This window comes from Streptococcus caecimuris (assembly GCF_943193075.1).
In the GTDB taxonomy this organism is placed as follows: domain Bacteria; phylum Bacillota; class Bacilli; order Lactobacillales; family Streptococcaceae; genus Streptococcus; species Streptococcus caecimuris.
The window spans coordinates 37,079-50,178 of record NZ_CALPCT010000017.1 but is presented as its reverse complement, the minus strand read 5'-3'; the positions used below and the strand labels follow the sequence as shown (position 1 = coordinate 50,178).

Annotated in this window: 13 protein-coding genes; 9 read left to right on the top strand and 4 right to left on the bottom strand. The window is 42.7% G+C overall.

The annotated features are described in order from the left end of the window. Positions 1-198: 198 nt before the first annotated feature. Positions 199-915 (bottom strand): GntR family transcriptional regulator, encoded by a 717-nt coding sequence (locus tag NFR56_RS07645; RefSeq protein ID WP_134974819.1) that lies wholly within the window; start codon positions 913-915, stop codon positions 199-201. Positions 916-1,047: 132 nt separating this feature from the next. On the opposite strand from NFR56_RS07645, the gene NFR56_RS07640 reads away from it, so the two are divergent. From NFR56_RS07640 to NFR56_RS07610, 7 genes are all read left to right on the top strand, one after another. After that, positions 1,048-2,835: a glycoside hydrolase family 35 protein gene (locus NFR56_RS07640; RefSeq protein ID WP_049490663.1), complete on the top strand. Its 1,788-nt coding sequence runs from the start codon at positions 1,048-1,050 to the stop codon at positions 2,833-2,835. Continuing rightward, positions 2,832-3,308 (top strand): PTS sugar transporter subunit IIB, encoded by a 477-nt coding sequence (locus NFR56_RS07635; RefSeq protein ID WP_003009322.1) that lies wholly within the window; start codon positions 2,832-2,834, stop codon positions 3,306-3,308. Before NFR56_RS07640 ends, NFR56_RS07635 begins: the two co-directional genes overlap by 4 nt. Positions 3,309-3,334: 26 nt before the next feature. Further along, positions 3,335-4,249: a PTS mannose/fructose/sorbose/N-acetylgalactosamine transporter subunit IIC gene (locus NFR56_RS07630; RefSeq protein ID WP_003013827.1), complete on the top strand. Its 915-nt coding sequence runs from the start codon at positions 3,335-3,337 to the stop codon at positions 4,247-4,249. After that, on the top strand, positions 4,236-5,057 hold the full coding sequence (locus NFR56_RS07625; protein ID WP_003002374.1) for a PTS system mannose/fructose/sorbose family transporter subunit IID: 822 nt from the start codon (positions 4,236-4,238) through the stop codon (positions 5,055-5,057). Before NFR56_RS07630 ends, NFR56_RS07625 begins: the two co-directional genes overlap by 14 nt. A gap of 11 nt (positions 5,058-5,068) precedes the next feature. Next, positions 5,069-5,473 carry a PTS sugar transporter subunit IIA gene (locus NFR56_RS07620; protein ID WP_003002366.1) on the top strand — a complete coding sequence of 135 codons (405 nt, stop codon included), beginning with the start codon at positions 5,069-5,071 and terminating at the stop codon, positions 5,471-5,473. A gap of 83 nt (positions 5,474-5,556) precedes the next feature. After that, the gene (locus NFR56_RS07615; RefSeq protein WP_134974818.1) at positions 5,557-6,726 is read left to right on the top strand and encodes an SIS domain-containing protein; all 1,170 of its coding nucleotides are present in this window, start codon (positions 5,557-5,559) and stop codon (positions 6,724-6,726) included. Positions 6,727-6,807: 81 nt separating this feature from the next. Then, the gene (locus tag NFR56_RS07610; protein ID WP_251458494.1) at positions 6,808-7,848 is read left to right on the top strand and encodes an aldose epimerase family protein; all 1,041 of its coding nucleotides are present in this window, start codon (positions 6,808-6,810) and stop codon (positions 7,846-7,848) included. Positions 7,849-8,244: 396 nt separating this feature from the next. On the opposite strand, the gene NFR56_RS07605 is transcribed toward NFR56_RS07610, so the two are convergent. The 3 genes from NFR56_RS07605 to NFR56_RS07595 form a co-directional block, all read right to left on the bottom strand. Further along, on the bottom strand, positions 8,245-9,552 hold the full coding sequence (locus NFR56_RS07605; protein ID WP_118228652.1) for a hypothetical protein: 1,308 nt from the start codon (positions 9,550-9,552) through the stop codon (positions 8,245-8,247). A 242-nt stretch (positions 9,553-9,794) separates the two neighbouring features. Beyond that, entirely contained in the window at positions 9,795-10,520 is a 726-nt protein-coding gene (locus NFR56_RS07600; protein ID WP_118228651.1) for a hypothetical protein, read from the bottom strand. Between the two features lie 15 nt (positions 10,521-10,535). After that, positions 10,536-11,258 (bottom strand): hypothetical protein, encoded by a 723-nt coding sequence (locus NFR56_RS07595; protein ID WP_251458491.1) that lies wholly within the window; start codon positions 11,256-11,258, stop codon positions 10,536-10,538. Between the two features lie 227 nt (positions 11,259-11,485). On the opposite strand from NFR56_RS07595, the gene ruvB reads away from it, so the two are divergent. After that, positions 11,486-12,484, top strand: a complete 999-nt coding sequence (ruvB, locus tag NFR56_RS07590) for a Holliday junction branch migration DNA helicase RuvB (protein ID WP_134974817.1) — start codon at positions 11,486-11,488, stop codon at positions 12,482-12,484. Positions 12,485-12,490: 6 nt separating this feature from the next. Continuing rightward, positions 12,491-13,057, top strand: coding sequence for a nucleotidyltransferase family protein (locus NFR56_RS07585; RefSeq protein WP_134974816.1), 567 nt, complete (start codon positions 12,491-12,493; stop codon positions 13,055-13,057). Positions 13,058-13,100: the final 43 nt, after the last annotated feature.

Genomic DNA, 13,100 nt, shown 5'->3' with positions numbered 1-13,100 from the left:
CCTACTCAACTGTGCGGAGGTGGGACGACGAAATCGAATTCTAACGAATTACCGATTTCTGTCCCACTCTCTTTTTAAACTTTTTATAGCTAAACTATCACTAATTATATATATTTTTAAAGAGGTCTTTAGAAATCGTTTTCAACGTGCTATACTGGAGCTATAAAAAAGACCGAGATGTCTCAGTCTTTTTGGTTCTTAGTGATCGCGGTCACAGGAGATGAACTTGATCTTGTAGTAGTCACCGCGTTTATAGGTTTCCGTGTATTCAAGGATTTGGCCAGTCGCTTCTAGCTTGGTCGTCTTCACTTGTTTGACCGTTGGGAAATTTTCGTCGATGTTCAATACTTTAGCAACCTTGTTTGGTGTAGGAAAGACGATTTCGTTGACTTCTTCGAAGTGTTCATCATTCATATGAATGTGGTAGTCTTCTTTGAAGCGATCATAGATAGAGCTATAGTATTCCAAATTTGGATAGTTTGGATTGATGTATTGTTCAGGAATATAGGTTTGGTGGAAGATATAGGTATCATCCCCTGTCTGGCGAGTCCGTTCGATCTTATAGTAGAATTGCGTTGGGTTGAGGCCTAGTTTGTCTAGGATGCTTAAGGTATTTCCACGTTTAATAGAGAGAACTTTGACTTTGGCCTTTTGGATTGGGAAGGTTTCAACATCTGAAAATTCAACCAGTTTGTGTTTTCGAGCACGAGAAACAAAGGTTCCTTTTCCTTGCTGACGGACAATGTAGCCATCAGCAGCGAGGTCGTTCAAAGCACGGACAACGGTGATAGAGCTGACATCATAAATTTTAATGAGTTCAGCTTCAGTATAAAATTTATCTCCATTTTCAAATTTTCCGGAGATAATTTGCTGCTTCAATTCATCTTTGATGTGTTGGTACTTTGGAATTGCCATAGTGCTACCTCTCTTTAGATTTCTCTTATTTAACCCTATTTTAACATATTTTTTATAAAAGTGTTGACATTTTTTAAATAATTTATTATATTAATAAATGAAAAGGGTTACATATAAGAAAGGGGGGCGTTTATGGGAGTTTTTGAGATTCGCGATGCTTTCTATTTAAAAGATCAACCCTTCAAGATTTTATCCGGAGCGATCCATTATTTCCGAATTGACCCAGCAGACTGGTATCATTCCTTGTATAATCTAAAGGCTTTGGGTTTTAACACGGTTGAGACCTATGTCCCTTGGAATGCGCATGAACCCCGCAAAGGGCAGTTTGACTTTAGTGGTCGATTGGATCTAGAGCGTTTCATTCAAACAGCCCAGTCCCTAGGACTTTACATGATTGTAAGGCCGTCGCCCTTTATCTGTGCAGAGTGGGAATTTGGTGGATTACCAGCCTGGCTCTTGGAAGAAGACCTGCGAATCCGCTCATCAGACCCAGCCTTTATCGAAGCGGTGGATCGTTATTATGATCGCTTGCTTGGCTTGTTGACACCCTACCAAGTGGATCAAGGTGGTCCAATCCTCATGATGCAGGTGGAAAATGAGTACGGCTCTTATGGAGAAGATAAGGATTATCTGCGTGCCATTCGGGATTTGATGAAGGAAAAAGGCGTGACCTGTCCTCTCTTTACATCGGATGGGCCATGGCGAGCAACGCTAAGAACAGGAACCCTGATTGAAGAAGACCTCTTTGTGACGGGAAACTTCGGTTCCAAAGCAGCCTATAACTTTGGTCAGATGAAAGAATTCTTTGACGAATACGGCAAGAAATGGCCCTTGATGTGTATGGAATTCTGGGATGGCTGGTTTACCCGCTGGAAGGAACCCGTGATTCGAAGGGACCCAGAGGAGTTGGCAGAAGCTGTACATGAGGTCTTGGAGCTCGGCTCCATCAATCTCTATATGTTTCATGGCGGAACCAATTTCGGCTTCATGAATGGTTGCTCAGCTCGGGGTACGCTTGATTTGCCACAGGTGACATCCTATGACTATGGGGCTTTGCTCAATGAGCAGGGCAATCCGACGGAGAAGTATTATGCTATTCAAAAAATGATGGCGACCTATTATCCGGAATACCCACAGCAAGAACCACTCATCAAAGAGTGTTTGCCAGAGCAGACTTTACATTTGGCAACCAAGACTAGTCTTTTTGGGAATCTGGACAATTTGGCTCAAGTCAAAACCAGTCTCTATCCGGAAAAGATGGAAGGGTTAGGGCAAACCACAGGTTATCTGCTATATGAGACAGACCTTGAGTTGGATGCGGAAGAAGAAAAACTGCGCATCATTGATGGCCGGGATCGGGTACAGATTTACCTGGATGATCAACATGTAGCAACGCAATACCAAACAGAGATCGGTGAAGATCTTTTTATCAAAGGAAAAAAGAAAGCGGTTACGAATTTAAAAATCTTGCTTGAGAATATGGGACGTGTCAACTACGGCCACAAGCTCTTAGCTGATAGCCAGCACAAGGGCATTCGCACAGGTGTCTGTGTGGATTTGCATTTCCACCTTCATTGGAAGCAGTACCCACTGGATTTACAAGATCTCAGTCAGCTCGATTTTTCAAAGGAATGGCAGACAGGTGCTCCAGCCTTTTACCGATATGATTTTCAGCTGGACCACACCCTTGACACTTATCTGGATATGACAGGATTTGGGAAAGGGGTCGTCTTTGTCAACGGCCATAACCTTGGTCGCTTCTGGGAGGTCGGACCGACCACTTCACTTTACGTGCCTCATGGCTTCCTCAAAGAAGGAGCCAATAGCCTGATCGTCTTTGAGACAGAAGGGCGGTACCAAGAGACACTTCAACTTGTTCAACAACCTACATTCAAAGAAGTAAAGGGGGAAAACTTATGACTATTGTAGGATGCCGTATCGATGGACGTTTGATCCACGGGCAGGTAGCCAATCTTTGGACTACCAAACTAAATGTTTCACGTATCATGGTGATCGATGATGAAGTCGCTCAAAATGATATTGAAAAAAGTGGCTTGAAACTAGCGACACCACCTGGTGTTAAGCTCAGTATCTTGCCAGTCGCAAAGGCTGCGGAAAATATCTTGGCTGGAAAATATGATAGCCAACGACTCTTTATCGTAGCTCGCAAACCTGATCGTTTCCTTCGTTTGATCGAAGCAGGTGTTCAGCTTGAAACGCTGAATGTCGGCAATATGTCTCAATCTGATGAGACACGTGCGATTACCCGCTCGATCAATGTGGTGGACGCGGACGTGGAAGACTTCAACAAGATCCACGAAAAAGGTGTAAAGATTACGTCTCAGATGGTGCCAAACGACACTGCAGAAGACTTTATGAAGTTATTAAAGTAAAAGAAAATTTTTAGGAGGAAATTGTCATGATACAATGGTGGCAAATTTTACTACTTACTTTGTACTCAGCTTATCAAATCTGTGATGAGTTGACGATTGTTTCATCAGCAGGCTCACCAGTCTTTGCTGGTTTCATTACAGGACTTGTTATGGGGGATTTAGGAACAGGTCTCTTTATCGGAGCGTCTCTCCAATTGACAGTGCTCGGTGTAGGTACTTTCGGTGGAGCTTCTCGTATTGACGCCACTTCTGGTGCCGTTCTTGCAACTGCCTTTTCAGTAGCGCAAGGTATTAAACCAGAAATTGCGATTTCAACTATTGCCGTTCCCGTAGCTGCTCTCTTGACCTATGCAGATATCCTTGGCCGTATGAGTACTACTGCCTTTGCACACCGTATTGATGCGGCGATCGAACGCTTTGATTATAAAGGAATTGAACGCAACTACCTTCTTGGTGCTGTTCCTTGGGCTCTCTCTCGTGCTCTTCCAGTCTTCTTGGCTCTTGCCTTTGGTGGTGCTTTTGTCCAATCTGTTGTTGACTTTGTTGCAAAATATCAATGGTTCGCAAACGGCTTGACTCTTGCAGGACGTATGCTTCCTGGTCTTGGATTTGCGATCTTGCTTCACTACTTGCCTGTGAAACGTCACCTTCACTATCTTGCCCTTGGTTTTGGCTTGACAGCGATGTTGACAGTGCTTTACAGCAATGTTCAAAGTGTTGGTGCTGCAATTTCTGCTATGCTTGGAACAGATGCGTTTGCAAAACTTCCAAAAGAACAAATGGTTGCCTTCACAAACAACTTCAAATCTGTATCTATGATCGGGGTTGCCATCATCGGTATCTTCCTTGCAGTGCAACACTTTAAAAACAGCCAACGTACAGTTGTAGCTGCTCCAGCAAGCAATGTAGAAAGCGGGGAAATTGAAGATGACGAATTCTAATAACTACAAACTCACTAAAGAGGATTTTAAACAAATCAACAAACGTAGCCTCTTCACCTTCCAATTAGGTTGGAACTACGAACGGATGCAGGCTTCTGGTTACCTTTACATGCTTCTTCCACAATTGCGGAAAATGTATGGAGATGGCACACCTGAATTGAAAGAAATGATGAAATTGCATACGCAATTCTTCAATACTTCTCCATTCTTCCACACCATTATCACTGGTTTTGATTTGGCTTTGGAAGAAAAAGATGGTGTCAACTCTAAAGATGCGGTTAACGGGATCAAGACAGGTCTCATGGGACCATTTGCCCCTCTTGGAGACTCTATCTTTGGATCTTTGGTTCCAGCTATTATGGGATCTATTGCAGCAACCATCGCGTCACAAGGTCAACCATGGGGTATCTTCCTTTGGATTGCTGTGGCAGTTGCTTATGATATCTTCCGTTGGAAACAGTTGGAATTCGCTTATAAAGAAGGTACCAACTTAATCAACAACATGCAAAGTACCTTGACAGCTTTGATCGAAGCAGCTTCTGTACTTGGTATCTTCATGGTCGGTGCCTTGATTGCAACGATGATCAATGTGGATGTAACCTGGATGCCACACATCGGGGACAAAGCCATCGATATCCAAGACATGCTCAATTTGATCTTCCCACGCTTGGTTCCAGCTATTATCACAGGTGTGATTTACTGGTTGCTTGGACGTAAAGGAATGAACTCAACTAAAGCTATCTTGTTGATTATCGTCGCAGCGATTGCCTTCTCTGCCTTTGGTCATTTCTGCTTCGGCATGCAGTAATGGAGTAGGGTATGGCAAAAGAGTTAGTACTGGTCAGCCATGGTCGCTTTTGTGAAGAGCTCAAAGCGAGCACAGAGATGATTATGGGGCCACAAGAATCCATCCATACGGTTGCACTCTTACCAGAAGAAGGGCCAGAAGACTTTACCGCTAAATTTGAAGCAACCGTCCAAGGTCTAGAAGACTATATTGTATTTGCCGATCTCTTGGGAGGAACTCCTTGCAACACCGTGAGCCGCTTGATCCTTGAAGGACGTGCGATTGACTTATACGCAGGGATGAATCTTCCGATGGTCATCGAGTTCATCAATAGTAGCCTGACTGGTAATGAAGGGGACTACCCTGAACGTGCAAAAGAAAGTATTGTCAAGGTCAATGACCTCTTGTCAAACCTTGATGATGATGAAGATGAGTAGGTTGGTATGGGAGTCTGGGAGCATCATCTCAGGCTCCTTTCCCATTTATCAACGTTAGATTGTAGAAAGGAACAACAGTTTCTATGTTAGACTATACAAAAGAAGACTTGCAGGAGCTAGGAGCAGAGATCACCACTCGTGAGATCTACCAACAACCAAGTGTTTGGAAAGAAACAGCTCGCTTGTACCAAGAAAGAAAAGCGGAAATAAAAGCTTTCTTAGAAAAAATTGGGCAAGAGCATGACTATATCAAGGTCATCTTGACAGGGGCTGGGACCTCGGCTTATGTGGGAGATACCTTGGTTCCTTACTTGCAGGAAGTGCACGATGAACGCCACTGGAATTTCCAATCCATTGCGACGACGGATATCGTGGCGCATCCACAAACCTATTTGAAAAAAGAGGTTCCGACGGTTTTAGTATCCTTTGCCCGGAGTGGCAATTCGCCAGAAAGTGTTGCAACTGTGCAGTTGGCCCAAGATCTGGTTGATGAACTCTATCAGATCACCATTACCTGTGCCGAAGAAGGAAAACTGGCTTTGCAGGCGCATGGGGATGAGCGCAATCTCTTGCTTCTCCAACCTAAAGAAACCAATGATGCCGGCTTTGCGATGACCTCTAGCTTTACCTCCATGCTCTTGACAGCTCTCTTGGTCTTTGATCCAAGCGAGGAAGAGATCAAGGAAAAACGAGTAGAAGAGCTGGTTCATCTATCTGAGCAAATCTTGGAGAAGGACCGTGCGGTCAAAGAAGTGGTCGATCTAGACTTCGAGCGCGTGATCTATCTGGGGGCAGGACCTTTCTTTGGCCTAGCCCATGAAGCCCAGCTCAAGATTTTGGAATTAACAGCAGGCAAAATCGCAACCATGTATGAGAGTCCTGTCGGATTCCGTCACGGTCCGAAATCCCTCATCAATGACCAGACCCTCGTCTTGGTCTTTGGATCCATTGATCCATACACACGTCAGTATGATCTGGACTTGGTTCGAGAAGTTGCAGGGGATCAAATTGCCCGTCAAGTTGTCCTCTTGACCGATCAAGCTGCAGGGATTGAGCATGTACGGGAAGTGTTGGTGAAAGCATCAGCAGACTCTCTAGATATCTACCGTGCCTTCCCATACATTATCTATGGTCAATTGATTTCTCTCTTGACTTCGCTCAAGGTGCAAAATCGCCCAGACACACCTTCACCAACTGGTACCGTCAATCGGGTTGTTCAAGGGGTGATCATTCATCCATTTCATAAAGAATAGCCACTAATTTTCTATAAAAAGTGGAGTGTTTCTTCTTGTGAAACTGATACAATGGAGAAAAACAGTGAGAGGAGAAGGTTTGTGAAACAGTATCAAGAAAGCGTGTTTGGGGAATGGCAGAATCAAGAGGTTCGGGCTTATCGCCTCGAAAATGATAAGGGCTACCAATTATCTGTCATGACCTATGGGGCGACGATCTTAGAATATGTGACGCCTGATAAAGAAGACCAGTTTACCAATATCATCTTAGGTTTTGATCGTTTTGAGGATTATGTGGACAATAGCCCTAAATATGGGGCTAGTATTGGCCCGGTAGCAGGTCGGATTGCAGGGGCAAGCTTTGAACTCAATGGTCAAACCTACCACTTGGAAGCCAATAACGGTGCCAACTGCAACCACAGTGGACCGACGGGTTGGGACAGCGCCTTGTTTAGCGTGGAATCCGTGACAGACCAAGAAATCACCCTGTACACAGAGCGTGCAGATGGTACCGGCGGTTTCTCTGGAAATCTCAAGATCTGGGTAACCTATGGTTTGACTGAAGCAGGTGAGCTCGAGATTGCTTATCGGGTAGAAACGGATCAAGATACTCTAGTTAACCCGACCAACCACAGCTATTTCAACCTATCTGGGGACTTCACCCAACCGATCAATGACCATGTCTTTCAGATCAACCATCAAGGGCTTTACCCTATCCATCCAGACGGTGTTCCTCTTCAGACCGTGGATAGAGAAAGTCCGGTTGTTCAGCATCTCTACCAAGCTATGCTCTTGGAGGATCTTTTTAAGGACTCTGATCCGCAAATCCGCCTGGTAGAAGGATTAGACCATCCATTTGCTCTTCCAGAAGGGCATGAAAATGCTGGCTTTCTTTACCATCAGCCATCTGGACGTTTCTTGACCTTCAAGTCAGAAGCCCCAGCCTTGGTGGTGTATTCAGCCAATTTCGTAGACGAGACTGTTCATCTGCAAGGCCAACCAATGGTTCAGCACAATGGCTTGGCTCTAGAATTCCAAACAGTGCCAGATGCCATTCATAGCGACCAGGCAGAAAAGGTCATCTTGAGAGCAGGTCAAGTCTTCACCAGCAAGACTAGCTACCATGCCATCGCTAAGAAATAAGAAGGAAAGGGGAGTGGCCAAACAAGGATGTGAAATCCTTGCTTGAGACCTCCTCTTTTTCTCAAAAAAAATTTTTTAGAAAAACTATAAGGAAATTTTAAGCTTCCTATCGTATACTAATACCATCATCAAAGACCTCCTAACTTTGAATGATAAAACTCCTAAAACTTTTTCATAATAATCTCCCTATAAGAGCCACCAAAGCCGGTGGCTTTTTCTATGTACCTTAGCGAACGTTAGTGAGCTTAGGTACATTGATGCAGTTTGAGCGGAGCGAAAACTACGTTCCTTCCTAACCGAACCAAAGGTACCGAAGTATTTTAATAGGGCGTAAGCTCTTTATTTTTTTGCACAGAAAAAAGCTCCTTGAGAAATTCTCAAGGAGCAGTGGAATGACTACTTGCTCGTTGCATCAGACACTTTTTTGAATTTTGCTGAAATAATCGTATTTAGATTATTATGTCCATCGCGTTGCTCAATCGTCAACGTTAAAATATCTCCATCAATAGAGTATTTATACGTAGTTTCTTTAGCGACAGGTCCAATGGACATGGTTGCAAGTTGCACAATATTGATAGCTTCTGGGAAGATAATCGTTTGGTTTGCTGTATCTAATTTACCGTTCTTCAATACAGAATGAATTTTAGCATTACCTCTATCAAATTCATAAGTTGTATTGGGCAAGTCTTTAGCGCCATCCTGTAGATTGACTGATAATTTATTAAATTGATTTTTAATATATTCTTCTTTCGTTTGAGTCACTTTAGATGCATCTTTTTGTTTTAAGTAATCGTAGAACCTTCCAAAACCATCTGCTAGAGATACAGTATAGTCGAATTCAACAGATGTACCTGTAATGTTCAACGTTGGTTTTAAATCTTTCCATGCCTCAGGATAGATAAGCTTGATAGCCGAATCATCATTGTCAAAATCTTTAAAGGCTAAGCTACGTTCAAGAGCTGGTCGGAAGTCGATGGCTTGCCATTTTCCTTCAATTGGAACAGGGTCTTTTTGAGTAGTGCTTCCTTTACGTTTGAAGTGTAGTTCATAGTGAACTGGAAGATTATTTTTCTTCGCTTTTCCATCAATCGTGACATAAAGCATGTCGTCTTTTAATTTGTAGTGATATGTGTTTGGCGAAACGCGATTTTCACCGAATGAGAAGAAGAATGAGTTTGCTACTGAAAGTCCTTCATCAAAGGTCATTGTTTTGGCACCTTGATCAATAGAACCCGTTGCTTCGTAGCTAAACACGCCAGTATCTTTATTCATGCTGACTTTGTATTTCTTAAAGTCGCCTGCAAATCCTTCATGAGAGTCATACATGATTTTTTTGAATTCTTCTTCAGTCTTGCCTCTAGCTTCTGTTGTGACAGTGGAGAAAGCTTTAATAAAGTTATCAATGTTATAGTCGTATTTAATGGTTGCCGTATTGTTTTCAATCTTCATGTCCATTTTGAAGTCTTTAACAGATTCAAGCAAGTGTGCAAAGTGGATTCCATGGAGGGTATAGGCACCGATGGATTCCGTTAAAGCATCGAGAGTATCGACTAATTCCCATTCGCCATCAATCGTTTCGACTTTTGCTGTTTCTGTTTTAGCAGCCTTTTTAGAGCCACTTTGTTTTTGAGAACAAGAAGCTAGTAGGAAGACTGAGAGCAGAGCAACGAATGCTAAAAATAATTTTTTATAACGTCTAATCATCGCTAGACCTCCTTAAAATAGATGATTGTATTACGCTTATATTATACGTGCAACATAATTGTTTTGCAAGGGCTTTCAAACGAATCACAATTTTGTTTTGTAACTTGACCGATTATTCAACATAAGAAACGGAAAAATTGTATGTAGCAGAGTACCCAATAGATGAGATTCTCAAGGCTTCCTAAATTATTTTGTTTGCACGCAAAAGCCCCTTGAGAAATTCTCAAGGGGCGGTGAGCTATTTAATTAGTTTTAGGATCTGAAACTTTCTTGAATTTCATTGGATAAACGAGATGTGCTCCTGTTTCTTCGAATGTTTTTTCAGCGTAAATTGTAAGGATGTCACCATTCAATTCGTAGTGATAAGTAATTGGTACGTCTGTAGAATTAATATAAAGAGGTAGAACTCCAAAGATGTTTGGGACTTCAGGGAATACGATCGTTTTTGCATTCTCGTTTAAAACTCCATCTTTTAACGTTGCAGTTAACACTTTTGTATCGTTATCAAACGTTCCAGTTTGATGTTTAAAACTTCCAAATTTCTTTTCTCTTACGCCTAGAAGGATGGCAGTAGCTTCTTCTTTTGTAGGATATTCATCTTTATTCTGTTCAGCATAAAAATCAATATACTTATTCATATCAGCACTATAAGAATAAGTTACATCTGTTCCTGTGATTTTTAGAGTCGGAACGATATCTTGGAAGGCTTCAGTAACCTTTAATCGACTATTAGCATCACCATAATAAATTAAGAAAGTACGTTCCACTGTATCTCTAAAATCTACAGCTTTCCAGTCCCCTTCGAGTGAGACTGGGGTCGGTGCTACTGTGGTAGTTTCTGCAACTGTTGTAGTCTCAGCGGTTGTTTGTTGTTTCTGTTGCTGTTGTTTCTGTTGCCCACATCCTGATACCAATAGAAGAGCAAGAAGGGAAAACATCCATAGGGAACTTTTTTTCATATTGTTCATGATTGATCACTCCTTCTAATGATTGTCTTCTACGTAATTGAAACGAAGACGTATTACTCTAAAATGACTTTGTTCATCTTTACCTTCAGCATAAAGTGTTAGTTGGTTACCTTCAACGGTGTAAGTATAAGTAATTGGTACAAGTGAATTATACGTGGTTCCCATAACAATTCTACTTAAAAATGTAGGTGTTTCAGGGAACGTAATAGTATGTTTCTGTGTATCGATTTCTCCAGTTAGAGAGTAATCATAGGCATAATTAGGTTCGTCAAGAGTAATCTTTGTATGTTTCAAATTTGGAATATAATTCTTAAATTCAGCAGTTTTATTTTTTAAATACGATTCATAATTCGCTTTGTTCTCTCCTGTTGCAAATGCTTGATCCTCATACAGTTTTCTGTAATCAAAATGGTACTTCAATTCAACGGTTTTATCTTTAATGGTCATCGTCATCTTAACCTTATCGAAGTCATCAAGCATTAGTACAGCGGCAAGTTTTTTGATATTAGAAGCTAGGAATACTTTTTGAATGGTCATTTGTTGGTCAGTCCATTTCCAAGTTCCTTGTTGATCCTTTGTAAGATCTTGTGGTGCTTTTATTGTTTGAGGAGATTTATCTGTTTGAGAAGACTTATTTGTTTTAGAAGACTGCGATGGAGAAGACTGACATCCCGCAATAAGGAGCACTGCAAAGAATGCCAAGAAACCGAAAAGGATCTTCTTTGTTTTAGTAAACATAAATTTACCTCCTAAACGTTGTTGCTTTAATTTTATCATTAAAGGAAATAATTATAAAGTGAAATGGTGAGCGATAGATGAAGAAGGGACTGTATAATAAAAAGAAAGGTTGGCGATGAGGGCAACTGTTCAACTTATTCTAACGAACGCTAGTGAGAACCAGGATCTTTAAAAAACACATTCTATTTATGGTACCGAAGGTATCATTTTTTGCTATAATAGACTGTATGAGTAGAATTTTAGACAATGAAATCATGGGCGATGAAGAGGCCGTTGAACGGACGTTGCGCCCGCAATATTTACATGAATATATCGGTCAAGATAAGGTCAAGGACCAGCTGAAAATCTTTATCGAGGCAGCTAAGCTTCGGGATGAAGCGCTGGATCATGTCCTTCTTTTTGGCCCTCCGGGACTGGGGAAAACCACCATGGCCTTTGTCATTGCCAATGAACTGGGTGTCAATCTCAAGCAGACTTCTGGTCCTGTCATTGAAAAGGCTGGTGACTTGGTAGCTATCCTCAATGATCTAGAGCCGGGCGATGTCCTCTTTATCGATGAAATCCACCGTCTGCCTATGTCAGTCGAAGAAGTGCTTTACAGCGCCATGGAAGATTTTTACATCGATATCATGATTGGTGCTGGCGAGACCAGCCGGAGTGTTCATCTGGATCTTCCTCCCTTCACTCTGATTGGGGCGACGACTCGAGCTGGTATGCTGTCCAATCCCTTGCGCGCTCGTTTTGGAATTACGGGGCACATGGAATACTATGAGCAAGATGATCTGACAGAGATTGTCGAGCGGACCGCCGAAATCTTTGAGATGGAGATTACCCACGAAGCTGCCGAAGAGCTTTCTCTTCGTAGTCGGGGGACTCCTCGGATTGCCAACCGTTTGCTTAAACGGGTGCGCGATTTTGCTCAGATTATGGGCGATGGCTTGATTGATAACACCATTACGGACAAGGCCCTCTCTATGCTAGATGTGGACCATGAAGGGCTGGACTATGTCGATCAAAAGATCCTGCGCACCATGATTGAGATGTATGGCGGTGGCCCGGTTGGTCTTGGGACCCTATCGGTCAATATTGCCGAAGAGCGCGAGACCGTAGAAGATATGTATGAGCCTTACTTGATTCAGAAAGGTTTTATCATGCGGACCCGGACAGGGCGCGTGGCGACCCGCAAGGCCTATGAACACCTGGGTTATCCCTACAATGGAGATTAGAAGAAGATGCTGACGGAAAAAGCGATCGTAGAACAGATCCAAGCGGATCAGGAGATGATGAAAGTCTTGGCCATTATTCGAGATCTCAACTTGGCAGATGCCTGGTTAGTGGCGGGCGCGGTGCGAAATTTCATCTGGAACCGGCTCTCTGGAAAACCAGGGTTTGATGCGACAACCGATATGGATCTGGTCTTTTATGACCCTGCGATCAGCTATGAGGAGACTCTGCAGATCGAGCAGGAATTAAAGAAGACCTATCCCCAGTACGCTTGGGAAGTGAAGAATCAAGTCTACATGCACCAGCATAGTCCGGGGACGGCTCCTTATCGCAGTGCCTGTGATGCGGTTTCCAAATACCCCGAGCAGTGTACGGCACTTGCAGTTCGCTTAAGAAAAGATGGTCAGCTAGAGCTCTTTCTCCCTTATGGGACAAAGGATATCGAAGACTTCATCGTTCAGCCAACTCCGCATTTTTTAGCCAGCCCAGAGCGTTTAGCGGTTTATACAGAGCGGATGAAAAAGAAGGATTGGCAGAGTAAATGGCCTCCATTAGAGGTTCGTTTTCCAAAATAGAGAAACAGATCAGATTTGAAAAAGGAATCTGATTTTTCTTTAA

Coding starts and splice junctions, on each gene's coding strand:
- NFR56_RS07605 (WP_118228652.1), bottom strand. CDS start 9,552: ATGATTAGACGTTATAAAAAATTATTTTTAGCATTCGTTGCTCTGCTC.
- NFR56_RS07600 (WP_118228651.1), bottom strand. CDS start 10,520: ATGAACAATATGAAAAAAAGTTCCCTATGGATGTTTTCCCTTCTTGCT.
- ruvB (WP_134974817.1), top strand. CDS start 11,486: ATGAGTAGAATTTTAGACAATGAAATCATGGGCGATGAAGAGGCCGTT.
- NFR56_RS07630 (WP_003013827.1), top strand. CDS start 3,335: ATGATACAATGGTGGCAAATTTTACTACTTACTTTGTACTCAGCTTAT.
- NFR56_RS07645 (WP_134974819.1), bottom strand. CDS start 915: ATGGCAATTCCAAAGTACCAACACATCAAAGATGAATTGAAGCAGCAA.
- NFR56_RS07620 (WP_003002366.1), top strand. CDS start 5,069: ATGGCAAAAGAGTTAGTACTGGTCAGCCATGGTCGCTTTTGTGAAGAG.
- NFR56_RS07615 (WP_134974818.1), top strand. CDS start 5,557: ATGTTAGACTATACAAAAGAAGACTTGCAGGAGCTAGGAGCAGAGATC.
- NFR56_RS07635 (WP_003009322.1), top strand. CDS start 2,832: ATGACTATTGTAGGATGCCGTATCGATGGACGTTTGATCCACGGGCAG.
- NFR56_RS07585 (WP_134974816.1), top strand. CDS start 12,491: ATGCTGACGGAAAAAGCGATCGTAGAACAGATCCAAGCGGATCAGGAG.
- NFR56_RS07625 (WP_003002374.1), top strand. CDS start 4,236: ATGACGAATTCTAATAACTACAAACTCACTAAAGAGGATTTTAAACAA.
- NFR56_RS07595 (WP_251458491.1), bottom strand. CDS start 11,258: ATGTTTACTAAAACAAAGAAGATCCTTTTCGGTTTCTTGGCATTCTTT.
- NFR56_RS07640 (WP_049490663.1), top strand. CDS start 1,048: ATGGGAGTTTTTGAGATTCGCGATGCTTTCTATTTAAAAGATCAACCC.